General features: G+C 75.4%; 12 protein-coding genes. 10 read left to right on the top strand and 2 right to left on the bottom strand.

The genetic code is table 11. The features are described 5' to 3' along the window. The first annotated feature begins 301 nt into the window (after positions 1–301). The 5 genes from ACQ9ZG_RS33075 (at position 302) to ACQ9ZG_RS33055 (ending at position 9,135) form a co-directional block, all read left to right on the top strand. Positions 302–493: a thiazolylpeptide-type bacteriocin gene (locus ACQ9ZG_RS33075; protein WP_018487810.1), complete on the top strand. Its 192-nt coding sequence runs from the start codon at positions 302–304 to the stop codon at positions 491–493. A 144-nt stretch (positions 494–637) separates the two neighbouring features. Continuing rightward, a complete protein-coding gene (locus tag ACQ9ZG_RS33070; protein WP_499281554.1) occupies positions 638–3,478 on the top strand; it encodes a lantibiotic dehydratase in 2,841 nt (946 codons plus the stop codon). Next, a complete protein-coding gene (locus ACQ9ZG_RS33065) occupies positions 3,475–5,418 on the top strand; it encodes a hypothetical protein (RefSeq protein WP_499281553.1) in 1,944 nt (647 codons plus the stop codon). Before ACQ9ZG_RS33070 ends, ACQ9ZG_RS33065 begins: the two co-directional genes overlap by 4 nt. Positions 5,419–5,423: 5 nt before the next feature. After that, positions 5,424–7,367 (top strand): TOMM precursor leader peptide-binding protein, encoded by a 1,944-nt coding sequence (locus ACQ9ZG_RS33060; RefSeq protein ID WP_258312462.1) that lies wholly within the window; start codon positions 5,424–5,426, stop codon positions 7,365–7,367. Between the two features lie 67 nt (positions 7,368–7,434). Continuing rightward, on the top strand, positions 7,435–9,135 hold the full coding sequence (locus tag ACQ9ZG_RS33055; protein WP_499281552.1) for a thiopeptide-type bacteriocin biosynthesis protein: 1,701 nt from the start codon (positions 7,435–7,437) through the stop codon (positions 9,133–9,135). A gap of 13 nt (positions 9,136–9,148) precedes the next feature. Here the strand turns inward: ACQ9ZG_RS33055 and bla are convergent, their stop codons facing one another. After that, on the bottom strand, positions 9,149–10,057 hold the full coding sequence (gene bla / locus ACQ9ZG_RS33050; protein WP_499281660.1) for a class A beta-lactamase: 909 nt from the start codon (positions 10,055–10,057) through the stop codon (positions 9,149–9,151). Between the two features lie 319 nt (positions 10,058–10,376). Here bla and ACQ9ZG_RS33045 point away from each other — a divergent pair, with 319 nt between their 5' ends. The 5 genes from ACQ9ZG_RS33045 (at position 10,377) to ACQ9ZG_RS33025 (ending at position 16,639) form a co-directional block, all read left to right on the top strand. Then, positions 10,377–11,309, top strand: coding sequence for a LysR family transcriptional regulator (locus ACQ9ZG_RS33045; protein WP_084990323.1), 933 nt, complete (start codon positions 10,377–10,379; stop codon positions 11,307–11,309). Then, the gene (locus ACQ9ZG_RS33040) at positions 11,306–12,238 is read left to right on the top strand and encodes a serine hydrolase (protein WP_028417717.1); all 933 of its coding nucleotides are present in this window, start codon (positions 11,306–11,308) and stop codon (positions 12,236–12,238) included. The genes ACQ9ZG_RS33045 and ACQ9ZG_RS33040 overlap by 4 nt, the downstream gene beginning before the upstream one ends. Before the next feature lie 197 nt (positions 12,239–12,435). Continuing rightward, positions 12,436–14,646, top strand: a complete 2,211-nt coding sequence (locus tag ACQ9ZG_RS33035) for a HelD family protein (RefSeq protein ID WP_109916259.1) — start codon at positions 12,436–12,438, stop codon at positions 14,644–14,646. A 183-nt stretch (positions 14,647–14,829) separates the two neighbouring features. Beyond that, the gene (locus ACQ9ZG_RS33030; RefSeq protein WP_109916258.1) at positions 14,830–15,714 is read left to right on the top strand and encodes an SIS domain-containing protein; all 885 of its coding nucleotides are present in this window, start codon (positions 14,830–14,832) and stop codon (positions 15,712–15,714) included. A gap of 58 nt (positions 15,715–15,772) precedes the next feature. Then, positions 15,773–16,639, top strand: coding sequence for a class II fructose-bisphosphate aldolase (locus ACQ9ZG_RS33025; RefSeq protein WP_109916257.1), 867 nt, complete (start codon positions 15,773–15,775; stop codon positions 16,637–16,639). Here the strand turns inward: ACQ9ZG_RS33025 and ACQ9ZG_RS33020 are convergent. After that, a complete protein-coding gene (locus tag ACQ9ZG_RS33020) occupies positions 16,636–18,156 on the bottom strand; it encodes an HAD-IA family hydrolase (protein WP_499281551.1) in 1,521 nt (506 codons plus the stop codon). The two genes, ACQ9ZG_RS33025 and ACQ9ZG_RS33020, sit on opposite strands and share 4 nt — an antisense overlap. Positions 18,157–18,182 lie beyond the last annotated feature (26 nt).

Raw genomic sequence — 18,182 nt, 5'->3', positions numbered from 1 at the left:
TCGGACATCATCCGGACGGAGAGGCTCCGGGAAGAGCGATTCACTTTCCGATCGACCGCCTCCGGAGCGAAAGTCCACTCAGTCGCGCATCCCCGTATCCGTCATTTCCCGGAAGCAAATGCGGAGCGCCGGGGCGGGCCCGGCCCCCGCACCACCACCGGTCGACCACCTCGCTTTTTGGACATTCTTTTACCGTTCCCTTGGCCGATTAAGGCGCTGCTCCCGGGGTCGTGGCGCGATCTACGCTGCCGAACCGGTGCACAGAAGCACCGTTCCTGCTCTCACGACTCCCGGAGAACACATGTCACTTCCCGAGATGTCCACCGCCTTCGACCTCAGCACGCTGGATCTCGGTGAGATCACCGTCACCGCGATGCGCGACACGGCCGGAATAGGCGAGTCCACCTATTCGCTGTCGTCCTCCTCCTCGACGTCATGTCAGGGCTGCAGCGGGTGCAGCGTCCAGCCGCCGCTGCCGCTCGAAACCGCGTGACGCAGGAGCCATGAGGGCTTCCGCGGTGCCGCGGGTCCGGTGCGCCGGGCCGACGCGGTGCCGCGGAGGCCCGTACGCGTACGCATCCGGCCCCGACCGAACCGTGCGCCCGCCCCTGTCCGACGCCCAGCCGACTGGATCGATGTGAACCCGCCCGTACCGGAACTCCAGCTGCCCGCACCGTCCCTCCGTGCCGGGCACTCGGCCCCGCTCCCCCGGATCGCGCCCGGCGCGCTGGTCCGGACGACCCTGGTGAGCCTGCCCGCCGAACCCGGTCCCGCCGTCGCGTTCCGGGCGGCGCTGGCCGAACTGGTGGCGCTGGAGAAGTGGCTCGCGGCGCTGTCCCCCGCCCTCGGTGACGCGCTGTACGCCAGCCGTGCGGGCCACTCGGAGGACTTCCACCGCGAGGTGGTGCTGCCGCTCCGCCGCGCCGTGCACAACGGGCGCGATCCCCGGCCCGCCCTGCTCCACCGTCTGGACGGCCTGCCCGGCCGGGTGCCCGAACTCCGCGCCTGGCTCGCCGCGCGCGGGCGCAGGGAGGAGCTGGTCACCGCCCTCCGGTCCGGGACCGCACCCGCTCTCGCGGCCGGGCGGTCGGTGCTCGCCGGACTCTGCCGGGAGCCCGCGTTCCTCCGCGCGGCCGCGTTCACCAGCGCCGATCTGCTGCGGGCCGTGGTGCGGGCCGGTGCGGACGGGCCGGTGGACCGCAGGGCGCGGAAGGAGGAGGCGGGCGTGCTCCGGCATGTGACCAGGGCGGTCGCCCGTACGACGCCGCTGTCCGCGTTCACGGCGGTCGGCTGGGGAGTGCTGCCGGAGCCGTCGGGGGGCCGCAGGGGCGGTTCCGGGGCCCCGGGCCGTGCGGAGCCGGAGGCAGCCGGGGCCTCGATCGAGGCGGAGCCGGACGCCGCCCGGGGCGGGGTGGATCCCCGGACCGCCGGGGCCTGGAGTGCCGTGGAGCTGCCGCTGGGGTCGGCCCGTGCCGTCGTCCGTGCCAACCGCACGCTGGTGGACGCCCTGTTCGCCGCGCTGGCGGCCGACCCGCGCCGTCGCTCCACGCTCCCCCACCGGCTGTGCAGCAGTGCGCGTGTCTCCGGCGGGCGTATCTCCTTCGCCCGCTCCCGCACGGCCTTCACCGCCGCGCGCTTCCTCGCGGTGGAGGACGACGAGGTCACCCTCGGCGCGGCGGAACCGCTGCTCCGGCTGGCGGAGCTGTGCGTTCCCCCGGCCGCGCCCGCCGCCCTGGCGGAGAGGCTCGTCGCGGAAGGGGAGGCCCGGTCCGGCGAGGGAGAGCGGCCGGCCGCACTCGACGCGGCCTCGGCCTTCGTCCGGCAGGTCTGCGATGCGGGGCTGCTCGTCCCCGTGGAGCCCTTCGGCCCGCAGGACCCGGACCCGCTCCCCCGGCTGGCCCGCTGGCTGCGGAGCACCGGCACGCGACAGGACCACGACCTGGCCCTCCGCATCGAGGAACTCGACGCTCTCACCGCCGGGTTCGGCACGGCGGAACCCGGCCGCCGCGCCACTCTCCTCACCATCCTCCGGGACCGCTGGGCCACGCTCCTCGACGAAGCGGGCCATCCGGTGGGCTCCGCCCCCGGCCGCCTCACCGTGCTCAGCGAGGACGTCGTCATGCGGCAGCCCGTGCCGCTGGCCGGGTTCCTCGGGGACGCGGACCACCGGGCGGTGGCCGAACTGGCCTCCCTGGCGGAGGTGTTCGACCTCGGCCCGGAGGTGCGCCGGCAGGTGCGGGACAGCTTCGTCGAGCGGTACGGGCCCGGCGGGGTCTGCCCGCACGTGTGGGACTTCGGCGCGGCCGCGGACGAGGCGTGGCAGCGGGCCGCGGGGGCCGCCGACGGGGCCGACGGCGGCAGGGCAGGTACGGACGGAGGCGGCGGGGCCACCGCTGCCGACGGCGTGCGCCGGCTCGCCGCGCTCCGGGCCGAGCTGGTCGCGTCCGTGCACCGGGCCCATGCCGACAGCGGCGGCGGGCCCGACGACGATGTCGTCCTCCCGTCCGGCCTGGTGGCCGGGCTCCCCTCCCGGCTGCCGTCGTGGGCGACGCGGCGCCCGGTCTCGTACACCGGGTTCCTCCAGCGGGCGCCCGGCGGGACGGTGTGCGTGAACCATGTGTACGGGGGGTGGGGGCGCTTCGTCAGCCGGTTCCTGGACTCCGTGGAGCCCCGGGCCGTGCGCGAGACCGCCGCCGCCGTCTCCGACGCGCTCGGGCCGGGCGCCCGTGCGGCCCAGGTGCGGCCGGTCAGCGGGTTCAACGCCAATCTCCATCCCCTGTTCGTGCGGGACGAGATCGGGGCGGACCGCTCCCGCGCGTCACTCGGCATGGACGACGTCGAACTGGTCCACGACCCGATCGGTGATGAGGTCCGGGTCCGCGTCAAGGCGACCGGCGCGTGGGCGGATGTGCTCTACGCCGGGGTGTTCGCGCCGCTGCTGCTGCAGCCGAGGCTCGCGCCCCTGCTGATGGACCACCCGCACGGCATCACCGACTTCGGTCCCCTGGTACCCCGTCACCGCAGCCCCGTACCGGGCGGGGACCTGGTGCGCACGCCCCGCCTCCGCCTCCGCCATCTCGTGCTCCGCAGGCGCCGGTGGGAGCTGGCGGGCGGCACGGTGGCGGTGCTGCTCGGGGAGCTGGCGGCCGAGGGCGAGGTGCCCGTGGGGACGGTGGCGCGGTGGCGGGCCCTGCTCGGCGTGCCCGACCGGCTCTATCTGCACGCCCCGCCACCGGGCCGGGGTGAGCGGGTGGACGAGGACCTCCTGCGCGCCCTCGACCGGCCCAAGCCGCAGTACGTCGACCTCGGTGACGCGCTGCACCTGCGCTGCCTGGGCAAATGGCTGGCCCGCCACCCGGACGGCGTCGTCCTGGAGGAGGCGCTGCCCGCACCGGCCCGGGGCGAGCGGCACGCGGCGGTGGAGCTGGTGGTGGAGACCTATCGGGCCGGGCACGCACAGGGGAGGGAAGAACGGTGACCGTCGATCAGGCCGCGCCGGACACGCGGGGCGTCTCCGATGCGCTGGACTCACTGGGGCGGTGGCGGCTACGGCCCGGCGTCTCGGTGACCGTGCTCCACAACGGTGTACATCTGCGGGGCTGGATCACCAGCCTCACGCTGGAGGGCGGGGCCGGTCTGCCCGTGCTCTGGGGGCGGCTGGCCGAGGCACTGGCGGCGGGTGAGGAGCGGAGCCGGGCCGCCCGCGCGGAGCTGGTGCGGGCGGCCCCGGCGGGCTCACCGCTCCGGACCGCGCTGCTCACGGTCATCGACCAGCTGCTCGACCATGACCTGCTGGTCGGACGGACGGACAGAGAGACGACAGAGGGTGCCGGGCCGTGGCTCGGGGCGGTGGCCGAACGGCCCGGGGCCGCGGAGGCCGCGCTCGCCGGCAGCCGGGCGCGGGTCCTCGGCGCGCACCCCGACAGCCCGCTCGTCCGCGCCGCCGCACGGGCGTTGGACCGTGCCGGTCTCCGTGCGGAGGTCGCCGGGACGGCCGGACTGCCGGACGGGCACATCCTGTTGGCCGCCTCCGGGCCCGGCGGACCCCCGGGGTCCGGACAGGGGCGGGAGGCCGCGGAGGTGGCCGTGGCGGTCGGCGTACGGGCCGGCCTCGGGTTCGTCACCCCGGTGGGCAGCGTGGCGCAGGCCCGGGCCGACGCCGAGGCTCTGGCGGGCCGGTTGCGGGACCGGGCGACCGGTCATCCGGCATCCGGACACCCCGCGTCGGCCGTGCTCCTGGCCTCCTCCGCCGTGCAGCGCCTGGTGTGCGCGGTGGCCGGGCTCCGCGACCCGTCGGCCGAGGCCGGTGACGCCCGGCTGCTCCCGGGGATGCCGACCGTGCTGATCGCGGAGCAGGAGTCCCCGGGCGGGTTGCGGGGCGAGTACCGCAGTTGGCCGGGGGCCGCGCTCGTGGACGCCGACCGGGTCCGGCCGCGCGCCGACGTCCGTACGCTGTCCGAGGCCCTGGCCGGTATCCCGGTGCTCACCGACCGTTGGACCGGGGTGCTGGACGAACCCGACCCCGGGGCGCTCCCCCAGCTGCCCGCGGCGCTGGTCGGCTGTGCGGCGCGGGGCGGTGACCTGGTGGCCGGTGGAGCGCGGGCCGACCTGGCGCGGCTGGAGGCGGTCTGCCGGGCGGCCGAACTCCGGCTGGGAGATGGGGAGTCGGGCCCGGTGGTGGTCGGGGCGGGCGTGGAGCACGCGCGCGGACGGGCGCTGCGGCGGGCGGTGGACCGGGAGGCCGCGGAGCGGACGGCTGCGGTGAGCGGCGGCAGGCGCAGCCCCGTGCCCTGGAGCGCGGAGACCGCACACCATCCGCAGGCGCGGCACTGGTGGTCCGTCCTGGTCCGGCGCCTGGGCGTCGACGCGGAGGTGGGCGTGGAGCGCCTGGGCACGGGCGGAGCGGACGTGTTCGGCGCCCGTGTCGTCCGGAGGCGGCACCGTACGGCGGGGGGTGCGCCACCCGAACCGCTCGGCTCTGCCGTCGAGGCCACGGCCGACGACGCCGTCGCCTACGCCGCGCTCTCCGCCGTCGTCGGGATCCAAGCGGCCGCCGACGCACCGCACGCCCGGCAGTCGGTGACCGCCGGCGGTGCGTCGGCGGCGCTCGCCCGGTCGGCGGAGACGGCTCCGTGGGAGGACGCGGGGTGGACCACGGCGTGGCTGGCGGAGTCGGCCGGGCGGGAGCACGGCCTCCAGGAGGCCCTGGCCGGCCTGACCGGGTGGGTCCCGCGGCCGTGGGAGCCGCCGCCCTGTGCGGACGCCGACGTCCACGCGCTGTGGTCGGCGCTGCGGCAGTGCGGCTTCACCGTGCTGTCCGCCGGGGCCGCCGCCCCGGACGCCCGCCCCGGACCCGGCTCCACCCCCGGCTCCGGCCCTGGCACGTACCCCATCGCTCCCACGGAAGGACCCCGGTGACCCCGGTGACCGTCGCAGACCCGCTCCGGCAGGCGCTGGCGGAGGAGACGCCCGCGACCGCCGTCCTCGGCACCGCCGACGCCCTGCGCCTCACCGAGGGCAGCGCGGTCGTGGTCCTGGACGCCTGGACCCTGGGAGAGGCCGAGGAACTGTCCCGGCATGCCCTGAACCACCCGGTGACGCTCGTCCCCGTCCGGGGCGACGGTGCGCTGACCGTCGTGGGGCCCGTTCTGCGGCCCGGCGCACGAGGGTGTCTGGCGTGCGGTGAGTACCGGCGGCTCGCGACGATCGGCGGCCGGGTGCCGTGGCACAGCCCGACACTGCGGCTGGCGGGCCGCCCCTCCCCCGCGTTCGTCGACGCCGTCGCCGTCCTGGCGGCGGCGCTCCCCGACGGGGACGGGGCGCTCGTCCATGTCGTCCACCACGGCCGGGGCACCTGGTCCACCCACCGGCTGGAGCCGGTCGGCGGGTGCGTGGTCTGCCTGCCGCTGCCACCGGACGGGCCCGAAGCGGCCGAGGCGGACTTCGGTCCGGAGACACGCAGGTCACCGGGTGTGCCGTGCGACCCGGAGTCGCTGCGCGAGCCCAACTCCCGCACGGACGTGGCGGGTCTGCGGGAGGTGCTGTTCGACGAACGGTTCGGGCCGGTCCACCAGATCCTGCGGACCGAGGAGTCCGTGCACAGCCTGACCAGTGCGTACGTGACCTACGGCCGCCACCTCCGGGACGGCGGCTACGGCCGGTCCGTCGACTTCACGAGCAGCGAGCGCGTCGCGCTCTTCGAGGGTGCGGAGCGCCTGGCGTCGATGAGCCCCACCGGCCGGCGGACGGGGCTCCGCGCCTCGTTCGCGGAGCTGGGCCCCGGGCGGGCGGTCGATCCGGTGCGGCTCGGGCTGCCTGACCCCGTTCACCACGGCCACCCCGCCTCCGCCACCGTCCCGTACACACCGGATCTCGCACTCGACTGGGTGCACGGCTGGTCCCTCACCCGGGACCGTACGACGGCCGTGCCCGAGCACGTGGCGTACTGGGACGCGAGCCCGGGGCGGCCCCGGGTGGTGTACGAGTGCTCCAGCGGCTGCGGGCTGGGCAACAGCCCCGCCGAGGCGGCGCTGTACGGGCTGTTCGAGGTGGCCGAGCGGGACGCGTTCCTGATGGCCTGGTACGCGCGCACGCCGCTGCGGCGGGTCTCCGTTCCGGCGGACGACCCGGAGGTGGCGCATCTCGTGGACCGTGCGGCGCTCGCCGGTTACCGGGTGTCCCTCTTCGACGCGACGAACGACTTCCGGGTGCCCGCCGTCATCGCCGTCGCCCGGCACCGGGGGGAACCCGCTTCCGCGCCCCGGGCGTTCGTCGCCGCCGGGAGCCACCACCATCCGCGTACGGCGATCCGGTCGGCCGTCGCGGAGGCGGTGACCAATGTGGTCAACGCGGTCCACCGACACCGGGCCGAGCCGGACATGTTCGACCGGCGGCGGCTGCTCCCGATGCTGGAGCGGCCGGAGCTGGTGCGGACGCTCGCGGACCATGTGGCCGTCAACACCCTCCCCGAAGCCCTCACCCGGCTGGACTTCCTCGACGGGGACGGCCCGGGCGACCCCGATGCCCCGGACGGCCCGGGGGCGGACTGGCGGGACGTCTGGCCCGGGGCGTCGGCGCCGGAGCCCGTACCGGATGCGCGGACCCTCCTGGAGCGGACCGTGACCCGGCTGGCCGGTCTCGGCCTGGAGGTCATCGCCGTGCCACTGAGCGAGTCCGTCGTGCGGGACCGGCTGGGGCTGCACACGGTGAAGGTCGTAGTGCCGGGGTCGCTGCCGATGACCTTCGGCCATGTCAACCGGCGCACACTCGGGCTCGACCGGCTGCTGGAGGTGCCGTTCCGGCTGGGGCGTGCGCCCCGCGTGGCGCTTCACGACGAACTCGTCCTCCACCCGCACCCGTTCCCGTGACTCTCCCCGTCCACGCCGACGCCCGCGACCGAACACCGGCCATCCCGCAGGAGCAGGACCCGACACTGTGACCCACAGCCCCGACCACACCCCCTGGCTCAGCCTCCACTGCTTCCTCCGCTCCGCCCCCGAGGACGTCGACACCCTCCTCACCGAGGAGGTGGCCCCGCTCCTCGACGGGCTCGTCGCCGGGGGCGAGGCCGGCGGGTGGTTCTTCATCCGGTACGACGAGGGCGGGCACCATCTGCGGATCCGGGTGCGCGGGGCGTCGGAGGCGACGGCTGTGTCCCTGGCGGACGCCCTCGCGAAGGCGGCCGGGCGACTGCCGGACACCGGTCCCGGTGCCGGCACTGGGACCGGGCAGGCGGAACACGCCGAGGTCCGTGCGGTGCCGTACGTCCCCGAGACCGCGCGCTACGGAGGGCCCGAGGCCCTGCCGGTGGCCGAGGAGGTGTTCGTACGCTCCAGCCGGGTGGCCGTGCGGGCGGTCCGGGAGACCCCGCGCGGCAGTGCCCGGCTCGCCCTGGCCATCGATCTCGCCCACACCACCGCCCTCGCCTGCGGCCCGGACCGGCTGGCGGCGGCGCAGTGGCTGCGGCGCCACGCCGCGGGCTGGCGGTGGGCCGAGGACGTACCGCTGCTGGCCCCCCGGTACGTGCATGCGCGGGTCAACAGCGTCTACGCGCTCCAGCGGGACGATCTCGTGAGCCGTGCGCGGGCCGTACGGCAGGCGCTCGACGACGGGACGGCCCCGCCCGTGCTCACCGACTGGTACGACACCGTGCGCGAGGCCGATCGGACGCTGTGCTCCGGCCGCCCCCGGCCGGGCCGCCCGCACATCTGGGCGTCCCAGCTGCACATGCTCCTCAACCGGCTGGGCCTGGCCCCCGACGAGGAGCGGGCGGTGTGCCGGCTGGCCGCGCGGACACTGCTGGACCGGGATGGGGATCCCTCGTACTTCCCGGACGATCACACCTCGCCCGACCGGCAGTACCTGGAGCGGAGCAAGTTCCAACTCGGGCGGGAGGAGGACTCGGCTCCCCGTGACGTGCCGCCCCGGGAGCCGTCCAGCGGGACCGCCGTCCTGGGCGGTGCCGAACTCCCGCTTCCCGCAGGGCCGTTCCCGGCGGCGGAGCTGCGTACGGTGATGAACAGCCGTGTCTCCCGGCGGGGTTCGCTCACCGGGCCTCTCGACGCGGCGACGCTCGGCACCCTGCTCTGGGGCGCGCACGCGTCGGGGCACGAGTCGGTCCTCCGGTTCGCGGACGGGGGTGAACGCCTCATGCGCCACCGGCCGTATCCGAGCGCGGGCGCCCTCTACACGGCCGGTCTCCGGCTGATCGCGCTGGACGTGGAGGGGCTGGCGCCCGGCACCTACCAGTGCGTGCCGGACCGGCGCTCGCTGCGGTACGTCGGTCCGGCGCCCGCCCTGGACGACATCAGGTCGCTCTCCTCGTACCTCTCCCGCTCCGAGGACGACCCCGACGGCATCGTCCCGGACGCGCTGCCGGTGGTGCTGGGCCTCTACGCCGACCTGGGGCGGCTCCGGGAGCGCTACGGTCTGCGCGCCCTGCGGCTGGGACTGCTGGAGGCGGGCCATCTGGCGCAGTCGCTGCTGCTCACCGCGACCGCGCTGCGGCTGGGCACCACACCGCTCGGCGGGTTCCGGGACGACCTGGCGCACGAGGTCTTCGGGCTCGACGACCTGGACCAGCCGCTCCAGTACCTCCTGCCGGTGGGCCGCCACCCGGATCTGCCTGCCCGGTAGGCACGTGGACCCGTCAGGCGAACGCTTCCAGGGCGACCCTGGCCGCCCCGGCGATCAGGGCGTCGTCGGGTTCGGCGTCCTTGACGTCGCGGCGGGAGAGGACGGCGATCGCGATCGGGGCGGCGCCCGGGGGCCAGACGATGGCGATGTCGTTACGGGTCCCGTAGCCGCCGGTGCCGGTCTTGTCCCCGACCACCCAGCCGCGGGGCGTGCCTGCGCGGATGGTGTGGTCGCCGGTGGTGTTGCGCTTGAGCCAGTCGGTGATCAGGGCCCGCTTCTCCGCGGGGAGGGCGGGGCCGAGTGCGTACGCGCGCAGGTCCGTCGCCAGGGCGCGGGGCGTGCTGGTGTCACGGAGGTCGCCGGGCGTGGCGTCGCTGAGGGCGACCTCGTAGCGGTCGCAGCGGGTGACGTCGTCCCCGATCCCGCGCAGGGCGTCCTGGAGGCCCCGGGGGCCGCCCAGTTCGCGGAAGAGGAGGTTGGCGGCGGCGTTGTCGCTGTAGCGGATGGTGGCGTCGCAGAGTTCGCGCAGGGTCATGCCGGTGGCGACGTGCTTCGCGGTGATCGGCGAGTGGCTGATGATCTCCTCCTGGCCGTAGCGCACGAGGCGTTCCATCTGCGGGAGGGTCTTCCTGGCCAGGACGGCACCGGCGAGCAGGGCCTTGCAGGTGGAGGCGTAGGCGAACCGTTCGTCGGGGCGGTGGGTGACAGTCCGGCCGTCGCCGGTGTCGACCGCGTACACGCCGAGCCGGGCGTCGAACGCCCGCTCCAGCTCGGCGAAGGCGCGGTCCGTGCGGGGCAGGCTCTTGCGGGGCGTGGCCGAGGCCGACGGGGTGCGGCTGTCCGGACCGTTCGCCGCGCCGGGCGGGGTGTCCGGTCCGCCCGTGGCGCAGCCGGTGAGCGGGAGCAGCGCGGCACCGGCCAGTGCGGCGAGTACGGAACGGCGGGAGGCGGGGGCGGCCGGGGCCGCGGTGGCGTCGGTGGGAGGGGTGAGGGCGGGAGGGCTGGAAGGCACGGTGGAAGACCTCTCTCTCGACGGTGATCGTGCGGTCGGCGGATCGCCGTGCGACCGGCCGCAGGTGATCGTGGCGCAGCCGGGCCCGGTCGCGGACGGGTTCCGGCACGGGGTGCGGGCCGCCGCGCCGGCCTTACCGGAGTCAAACCCGCGGCCGGTCGGCATGTCGAATACGATCTCGGCATCGGAGTGATTCATCAGCCGTATCACCGCATGCCAGGGAGGCCGAGTGCTGACGGAACGCCACCTGGAGATCTTCGTCGCGCTGGCGGAGGAGGAGCATTTCGGTGCCGCCGCCCAGCGGGTGGGGATCACCCAGCCGCCGCTCTCCCAGGGGCTCCGGCGGCTGGAGGCGCTGCTCGGTGTGCGGCTGTTCGAGCGGGAGCGCGGGGTCTTCCTCACCGAGGAGGGCGCGCTCCTGCTTCCGCACGCCCGCAAGGCCCTCGCCGCGCTGGCCGGGCTGCGGGAGACCGGTGCGCGTGAGCACGCGGACGGCCGCAGGCTGCGGCTGGGGCTGGCGCCCGAGGTGCCGGCCCCGCTCGCGGCCGATGTGGCGGCCGCGCCGGTCCGTGCCGGTGACCGGGCCCGGATCAGCACGGTGACGGCTCCGACCGCGTCGCTGCTCTCCGATGTCGCCTCGGGCCGGCTGGATCTGGCGGTGGTCCGGCACCCGTCGGTCCTGCACGGGCTCGCCGCCGGGCAGGTGGTCCTCCTGCCGACGTGGATCCTCACCCCGGCCGGATCGGCGGGCCCGGGCGGGGTGGCGGGCCCGGACCGGGTGGCGGAGAGCGGCGGTGGGGCGGAGGCCGGTGGCGCGGCGGTCCGGCGGCTGCCCGTGGCCGTCCGGCCCCGGGGCGAGGCGCCCGCCGCCCACGACCTGTTCGTGGACACGCTGGCGAGCCGGGGCCGACGGGTGGAGACGGTGGTGGTCGCGGACGAACGGGCCGGACTGGCTCTGGTGGCGGCGGGCCAGGCCGTCCTGGTCACGGCCGACGGGACCCTGACGGCTTCCCGGGTCGAGCGGCGGCGGGCGACCGACCCGCCGCTCCCCCTGCGGCTGCGGGTGGTCTGGAACCCCCGGCGCTCCGGTGCGGCCCCGGAGGATCCGGCCGCGACCGCCCGGCTGCTGGAGAGCGCCCTGGCCGAGGGAGCGGCCCGATGAGCGGCATCCGGCGCGGCGGGGGCGGGCCCGTCGGGGGCGGGGTGGAGCGGACCGTCCGTTCCCTGTTCGACGACGCGGGCGTGCGGGGCTGGCTCCATGTCGCGGAGCTGGAGCGGCCGTCGGCCCGCGTGGTCCTCGATCCGGACGAGCCGGTGCCGATGGGCTCCGTCTACAAGATCGCGCTGATGGCCGCCTTCTGCCGGCTGGCCGACGCGGGGCGGCTCGACCCGTGCCACCGGCTCACGCTGGAGGCGGCCGACCGGGTGGCGGGCCCCACCGGCCTGTCCATCCTCCGAGACCCGGTCACCATGTCGCTGCGTGACCTCGTGGTGCAGATGATGAGCGTCTCGGACAACACCGCGGCCCATGCCGTGCTCCGGGAGGTCGGCACCGACGCCGTCGACCGGATGTGCGCCGATCTCGGTCTGCCGCACACCCGGATCCACGGCGGGGTGGTCGGTACGTACGACCGGCTGCTCGCCGATACGGGCGCCGGGTCGCTGGACGCCGCCATGGCCCGGGTCGCGGACAACGACACCGCCGCCCCTCCCGATGTCTACGACCCCGCGTACAAGGCGTCCTCCACCCCGGCCGAGACCGCACGGCTGCTCCGGGCGATCTGGACGGACCGGGCCGCGTCCCCGGCGAGCTGCGCCTTCATGCGCGCGGCGATGGGCACGCAGCCGTGGGCCCACCGGCTCGCCTCCGGGTTCCCGTACGACGATGTGGCCGTCCACGGCAAGACCGGCACGTTCGGTTCCATGCGCCATGAGGCGGGGGTGGTGGAGCTGGCGGACGGCAGCCGCTACACGGCAGTGGTCTTCACCCAGGCCGCCCGAGCCGACCGGAAGCTCCCGCGCGCGGACGCGGTGATCGGTGCGGTGGCCCGGGTCGCGGTGGAGGAGCTGCGCCGGGGGCAGGGCGTCTGACCCGCCGTCCGGTCCGTCCGCCGGGGACGGGGCGTTCCGGAACACAGAAAACCCCTGGTGGGCTCAATTGCGCACCAGGGATTTCGCCGCGTATATTGGATTCTTCTGCGCTCATGCAGAAAGGCCCCACGCGGAGGCCTTATAAGAAGAACCATATCCGGCAGGGAGCCGTTTTGTCAAACCGGGAAGCCGTCGAATTGCGGGAAGAGCAGGAATTCATCGACCGTGTCCATGCGCGCGTCGACGAGCTGCGCGGGGTCACGGCCCGGGACGTCGAGCACGCGCTGACGCCGGTGGGGACCGGGCTGCAGGCCCGGCTGGAGCGGGATGTGCTGGTGGCGGAGCGGTCGGGGCTGCTCGCCGCGCTGAACGCGGTGGACGGCTCGCTCTGTTTCGGGCGGATCGACCTTTCCGACGGTGCCGCGCACCATATCGGGCGCATCGGGATCCGTGCGGACGACGCCGAGCACACGCCTCTTCTCATCGATTGGCGGGCGCCGGTCGCACGGCCTTTCTATCTGGCGACCGGGCATGTGCCGATGGGGCTGCGGCGGCGCCGGCACATCACCACCGAGGGGCGTACGGTCACCGAGCTGCATGACGAGATCCTGGATCTGGGGGACGAGGACCGGACCGGTTTCGAGGACCCGAACGGTGACGCCGTCCTGCTGGCCGCCCTGAACTCCGCCCGTACCGGCCGCATGGGCGACATCGTGCGGACGATCCAGGCGGAGCAGGACCGCATCATCCGCGCCCCGCACCGGGGTGTGCTCGTCGTCGAGGGCGGGCCCGGCACCGGGAAGACGGCGGTGGCGCTGCACCGGGCGGCCTTCCTGCTGTACGAGCACCGCGAGGTGCTGGCCAAGCGGGCGGTGCTGATCGTGGGGCCCAACCCGGCCTTCCTGCGGTACATCGCGGAGGTGCTGCCCGCACTCGGGGAGACCGGCGTCCTGCTCGCCACGCAGGCCGAACTCTTCCCGGGCGTCCACGCGACCGGCACCGACACGCCCCGCGCGGCGGCCGTGAAGGGCGGGGCGCACCTGGCGGAGGCGCTCGCCCTAGCCGTACGCGACCGGCAGCAGCTGCCGGAGCCGGGTGCGCCGTTGGTCATCCCGCACGACGACGGGGACCTGGTCCTGGACTGGGAGATCGCGTACGAGGCCCGCCAGGCGGCCCGTGACACCCTGCTGCCGCACAACCTGGCCCGCCCGCACTTCGCCTTCCGGATCGTGGACGCGCTGACCGAGCAGCTCACCGAGCGGATCGGTGCCGACCCGTACGGCGGGCCCAACTTCCTCGGGCCGGACGACATCGCGCAGCTCGGCAAGGCCGTCGCCATGAGCTCCGGGGTGCACGAGGCGATCGAGTCGCTGTGGCCCGTCCTCACCCCGCAGGAGTTCCTCGCCGGATATCTGGCCGAGCCCGTGTACGTACCGGAGGCGGACGCCGAGGCGCTGCGGCGGGCGCCCGGTGACGGGGAGTGGACGCCCGCCGATGTTCCGCTGCTCGACGAGGCGGCGGAGCTGCTGGGGTTCGACGACAGCGCGGAGCGGGCGGCCGCCGAGGCGGAGCGGCAGGAGCGGATCGCCTACGCGCAGGGGCTGTTGGAGCTGTCGCGGGGTTCGGAGACGTACGAGTTCGAGGACGAGGAGTCCGAGGTGCTCGCCGCCCACGACATCATCGACGCCGAGCGGATGGCGGAGCGGCACGAGGAGATGGACCACCGCAGCGCCGCCGAGCGGGCGGCCGCGGACCGGACCTGGGCGTTCGGGCACATCATCGTGGACGAGGCGCAGGAGCTGTCGCCGATGGCGTGGCGGCTGCTGATGCGGCGCTCCCCGACCCGTTCGCTGACGCTGGTGGGCGATCCGGCGCAGACGTCCGAGGAGGCGGGTGTCGGTTCGTGGGAGAGGATCCTCGAACCGTACGTGGGTGACCGCTTCGAGCATGTGACGCTCGGGGTCAACTACCGTACGCCCGCCGAGATCATGGAGCTGGCCGCCCGGGTCGTCCGGGAGCGGGACCCCTCCTTCGTCGCGCCCGGTTCGGTGCGGTCCACCGGGGAGGAGCCGTGGGTGCGGGAGGCCGGTGGGGATCTGGCGGGCGCGGTGGCGCAGGCCGTCGCGGAGCTGACGCCCGGGGAGGGGCGGCTCGCGGTGATCGCGCCGCGTGAGCTGCACGAGGAGGTGGCCGGGCCGCTGGAGGGGGTGGTGGTGGGGGCCGAGCCCGATCTCACCCGGCCGGTGGTGCTGCTCGACCCGCGGCAGGCGAAGGGGCTGGAGTTCGACCAGGTGCTGGTCGTGGAGCCCGGCCGGTACGGGACGAGCGATCTGTACGTGGCGCTGACCCGGGCCACCCAGCGGCTGGGGATCGTCCACCGGGAGGAGCTGCCCTCGGCGCTGCGCTGACCCCGCCCGCCCTCTCGTCCTCTCCCCACCTGTCCCCTCCTGGCCCGCCCCCCGGTCGACCGACCGGGGGGCGTTTCCGTGTCCGGGTGGCGCGGAACGCGCAATCGCCTGCTTGATAGTGCTCGAAACTCGCGCTTAGTATGCAGATTCGAGCATCACGCGCGCAGGGATGGGGAGATTCTGATGACGCATGTGGCACGGGAGCTGGCCAGTCAGCCCGACTGCTGGCAGCGGGCGGCGGATCTGGCGGACGGGGCCGCGGGGCGGCTTCCGGCGGCCGGTGAGCGCATCGCCGTCGTCGGCTGCGGCACCTCGTACTTCATGGCCCAGGCCTACGCGGCCCTCCGCGAGGGCAGCGGTCAGGGCGAGACCGACGCCTTCGCCGCGTCGGAGTTCCCCGACGGCCGCCGCTACGACCGGATCGTGGCGCTGAGCCGCTCCGGCACCACGACCGAGGTGCTCGGCCTGCTCGCCCGGCTGCGCGGCACCACCCGGCGGACCGTCGTCATCGGGGACCCCGACAGCCCCATGGCGACGACGGCCGACGACACGGTCGTGCTCGGCTTCGCGGACGAGAAGTCCGTCGTGCAGACGCGGTTCGCGACCACGGCGCTGACCCTGCTCCGCGCCCAGCTGGGGCTGCACACGGACGCGGTGGTGGAGGACGCACAGGTCGCGCTGGCCGAACCGCTGCCGGCCGGGCTGGTGGAGTGCTCCCAGTTCACCTTCCTCGGGCGGGGCTGGAGCGTGGGGCTCGCCAACGAGGCGGCGCTCAAGATGCGGGAGGCGGCGCTCGCCTGGAGCGAGGCGTATCCGGCGATGGAGTACCGGCACGGACCGATCAGCATCTCCACCCACTCCACCGCCACCTGGATGCTCGGTGATGCACCGACCGGGCTCTCCGACGAGGTCCACGCGACGGGCGCCCGGTGGGTGGCCGGCGGGCTGGACCCGCTGGCGGAGCTGGTCCGGGTGCAGCGGCTGGCCCTGGCCATCGCGGCGAGCCGCGGCCTGGACCCGGACCGGCCGCGCCATCTGACGCGCTCGGTCATCCTCAGCACGTCCTGACGGTCCCTCACCGCCGTCCCAGGGCCTCTGCCTGACGGCCTCTCACCCAGGAGTCACCATGCCCATCGCCGACACCGGCGAGCTGATCACCGAAGCCGCAGCCCGGCGCGGTGCGGTCGCCGCGTTCAACGTCATCACCCTGGAGCACGCGGAAGCCGTCGTGGAGGGAGCCGAGGCGGCCCGGGCGCCGGTCATCCTCCAGATCAGCGAGAACGCGGTCAAGTACCACGGCGGCAGGCTGCGCCCGCTGGCCCGCGCCGCGCACGAGACGGCCCGGGCCGCCGCCGTACCGGTCGCCCTCCATCTCGACCATGTCCGCTCCCCCGGGCTGCTGCACCAGGCGGCGGAGTGCGGGTTCAGCTCCGCGATGTTCGACGCCGCCCGGCTGCCGTACGCGGAGAACCTGGCGGCCACCCGGGCCGCCGCCGCCTGGGCGCATCGAGAGGGCCTCCGGCTGGAGGCGGAACTGGGCCAGGTCGGCGGGAAGAACGGGGAGCCGCCGCTCGACGCCCACGCGCCCGGCGCCCGTACGGATCCGGACGAGGCGCTGGCCTTCGTCACCGCCACCGGGGTCGACGCGCTGGCCGTGGCCGTCGGCACCTCGCACGCCATGACCTCGCGCGACGCCCGGATCGACCACGGCCTGCTGGCCCGGCTCCGGGACGCGGTGCCGGTCCCGCTGGTGCTGCACGGTTCGTCCGGGGCCTCCGACGAGGAGCTGGCCCGGGCCGTGGCCGGAGGCATCGCCAAGGTCAACATCGGCACCGCCCTCAACATCGCCATGACCGGCGCGATACGGGAACGGCTCGCCCGGGACGAGCGGGGTGTCGACCCCCGCCCTTACCTCACGCAGGGGCGGGACGCGATGGCCCGGACGGTGACCCGGCTGATGACGGTGCTGTCCTCGGCTGCGGTGAAGCCCTAGGGCGCGGCCCTGCCGGCGCCGTCCCGCGCGGCCGGCCTCGGCCCCCGGGGCTCGCCCCATGCGGCCACGAGCGCCGGGAGGTCCAGCACCCGCCGGCCCGGTGCCGGGTGGACCGGTGCTCCCGAGGGGACGGCCACCACCCGGCAGCCCGCCGCCTCGGCCGCCGCGATGCCGGTGGGGCTGTCCTCGACCACCAGGCAGGCGGCGGGCGGGAGCCCGAGGCGGGCCGCCGCCTCGCGGTAGGGGTCCGGGTGGGGCTTGGAGCGCTCGGTCTCGCCGTCGGCCACCGTCGTACAGAACGCCTCACCGCCCAGCGTCTTGAGCACCGCGTCCACGACCCGGCGCGGGGAGGCGGACACCAGGGCGGCGGGGATGTTCCCGTCGGCCAGCCGGTCGAGCAGGGCGCGGGCGCCGGGGCGCAGCTCGACGCCCGCCTCCACGGCGGCGAGGAACGTCTCCTCCAGGGCCGCCTCCAGGATCCGGGCCCCGGTCCGCGGGCACACCCCTGCGAGGTGGGCCGCCGTGTCGGCGCAGCTCCGGCCGAGGGCCCGGGCGCCCTCCTCGTCGGTGAGGGTGTGGCCGTGGGCGGAGGCGACCTCGCGGACGGCCTCCAGCCACAGGGGTTCGGTGTCCACCAGCGTGCCGTCCATGTCGAGGAGTACGGCCTGCGGCAGGGTCGGTACGGCGGTGCCGTCGAGGGTCCAGTGCGAGTCGGGGGCCCGGTCGAGCGCCGCGTAGACCTGGGCGGCGACGTCCTCGTGCCGGACCGGGCGTACGGGGGTGGCGCCCGCCGTGATGTCGGGGCCCGCGCAGGCCAGCCAGGCGGTGCGCTCGGCCTCGCTGTTCCCGCCGTGGCCGCCTTCGTCCCGGTGCCCGTGGTCGGTGACGACGAGGACGGTCCAGGCCTCCTCCCCGTACGCCGGGCGTTCGCGCAGGGCGGTGAGGAGGCGGCCGAGGCGGTGGTCGGCCGAGGCGACGGACCGCTCGTAGGCGCTTCCGCAGCCGAGGTGGTGGGCGGTCTCGTCGGGGGCGCCGAGGTAGACGAAGGAGGCCTCGGGGTCCTCGTGGGTGAGGACGGCCACGGCGTCACGGACGGTCGCCTCGTCCGCTGCCTCCCAGGCCTCGGGGGTGTCGGCGGCCGGGGCGTGGTGGGTGAGGCGGGTGGGGCGGCGGAGCATCGGGCCGCCGTCGGCCACGGTGACCAGCGGTTCCCAGGCCGCCGCCGCATAGGTGCGGCGGCCGTCCTGGCGGGCCAGCCGGGTCGTGAAGTCCGGGAAGACGCCCAGGCGGTGGCCGCTGAAGTCGTTGGACCACACGGCGTGCTTGGTGACGCGGACGCCCGTGACGATCGTCGCCCAGCAGGGGCCGGACATGGTGGGGGTGGACTCGGCGACCGTCACGGGGGCGAGGAACCCGGCGTGGGCGACCGAGTCGAGGTGCGGGGTGGGGACGCGGGCGAGGGTGTCGAGCCGTACGCCGTCGATGCCGACGACGAGCACCCGGCGGGCGCGGGGCATGGCGAGCCTTCCGTGGGGAGGGACAG

Source organism: Streptomyces araujoniae (genome assembly GCF_050871195.1).
Lineage (GTDB): Bacteria > Actinomycetota > Actinomycetes > Streptomycetales > Streptomycetaceae > Streptomyces > Streptomyces bacillaris.
Note: the sequence above shows the minus strand (reverse complement) of the source record. Positions and strands in the feature narration are given on the sequence as shown.

Coding starts and splice junctions, on each gene's coding strand:
- ACQ9ZG_RS33075 (WP_018487810.1), top strand. CDS start 302: ATGTCACTTCCCGAGATGTCCACCGCCTTCGACCTCAGCACGCTGGAT.
- ACQ9ZG_RS33040 (WP_028417717.1), top strand. CDS start 11,306: ATGAGCGGCATCCGGCGCGGCGGGGGCGGGCCCGTCGGGGGCGGGGTG.
- ACQ9ZG_RS33030 (WP_109916258.1), top strand. CDS start 14,830: ATGACGCATGTGGCACGGGAGCTGGCCAGTCAGCCCGACTGCTGGCAG.
- ACQ9ZG_RS33025 (WP_109916257.1), top strand. CDS start 15,773: ATGCCCATCGCCGACACCGGCGAGCTGATCACCGAAGCCGCAGCCCGG.
- ACQ9ZG_RS33020 (WP_499281551.1), bottom strand. CDS start 18,156: ATGCCCCGCGCCCGCCGGGTGCTCGTCGTCGGCATCGACGGCGTACGG.